This window comes from Komarekiella delphini-convector SJRDD-AB1 (genome assembly GCF_014831675.1).
Taxonomy (GTDB): Bacteria; Cyanobacteriota; Cyanobacteriia; order Cyanobacteriales; family Nostocaceae; genus Komarekiella.
Genome location: NZ_VJXY01000186.1, coordinates 1 through 1,139 on the forward strand (window position 1 = coordinate 1; position 1,139 = coordinate 1,139).

Here is a 1,139-nt window from a genome sequence, read left to right on the forward strand (position 1 = left end):
ATACCAATTCTGTATGAAGACGCGCCAAACTACGTCAAACTTATAGATAGGTGCATTTAGTGATTTTGTGATGAGTCGTCCATTCCAAATCGAGATTTCAGAAAGCCAAGAAGAATTGGAGAAAGCTCTCAGACATGCAACAACGGCAAGCAGGAAAGAAAGATTGCAAATGCTCTATTGGCTCAAGAGTGATCAAGTCAACAGCAGGCGTAAGCTTGCAGAACGTTTAGGGCGTGATGAAGCAACCATAACTCGTTGGGTAAGAAAGTATAAAGATGAAGGAACAAGGGGCTTGCTTGAAGTCAAACATGCACCCGGAAAAGTTCCGAGTATCAGTGGTTCAAACTTAGAACACTTGAAAAAGCGGTTGCAGGAGCCATCTGGGTTTCAAAGCTATGGTCAAATTCAAGAATGGCTCAAGAGCGAATTAGGACTTTCACTTGCCTACAAAACAGTGTATGAAATTGTTCACAACCGTTTGGGTGCAAAGTTGAAAGTGCCTCGTCCTCAAAGCTCCAAGCAACACCCACAAAGTCTATCTCACTTTAAAAAAAACTTCCTCTAGCATTCAAATTCTTGCAGGAGGAGTTTGCAGAGGGGAAACGATTGAGGTACTTGTGTCAGGATGAAACACGTTTAGGATTAAAGACAATTGCAGGACGTTTAATTACGGCTAGAGGAGTTAAACCTGTAGGTTTAAGCCAATGGCAGCGTGAAAATTTTTATTTATACGGAGTTGTAGAACCCCTAAATGGATACAGCTTTTTCTATGAGTTCCCCTACCTCAATGGTAATTGTTTTCAAAACTTTTTAGAGTTGCTGTCTGTTGACCTTGGTGATGATATCGCGGTTATCCAGTTCGACCAAGGAGCTTTTCACAAAGCGAAAGCTCTCGATTATCCAGATAACATTATCCCTATTTTTCAACCTCCTCACTCTCCTGAACTCAACCCAATTGAGCGGTTTTGGGAATTTCTCAAATCTAAACTCCAATGGGAAAATTGTAAAAACCTCACACAACTACAGCACAAGTTAACTGATGTCCTCAAAGAAATTACACCTGAAATGATTGCCTCTCTCACTTCTTACGACTTTATCCTTGAAGCCTTATTTAGCGCAGCTTCATAAAGAATTGGTAT

Annotated in this window: 2 protein-coding genes; both read left to right on the top strand. The window is 40.8% G+C overall.

The window, feature by feature from the left end; genetic code table 11:
- Positions 1–70: 70 nt before the first annotated feature.
- Positions 71–565 (top strand): helix-turn-helix domain-containing protein, encoded by a 495-nt coding sequence (locus tag FNW02_RS39425; RefSeq protein WP_225226350.1) that lies wholly within the window; start codon positions 71–73, stop codon positions 563–565.
- A gap of 11 nt (positions 566–576) precedes the next feature.
- A complete protein-coding gene (locus FNW02_RS39430) occupies positions 577–1,128 on the top strand; it encodes an IS630 family transposase (protein WP_225226351.1) in 552 nt (183 codons plus the stop codon).
- Positions 1,129–1,139 lie beyond the last annotated feature (11 nt).

Coding starts and splice junctions, on each gene's coding strand:
- FNW02_RS39425 (WP_225226350.1), top strand. CDS start 71: ATGAGTCGTCCATTCCAAATCGAGATTTCAGAAAGCCAAGAAGAATTG.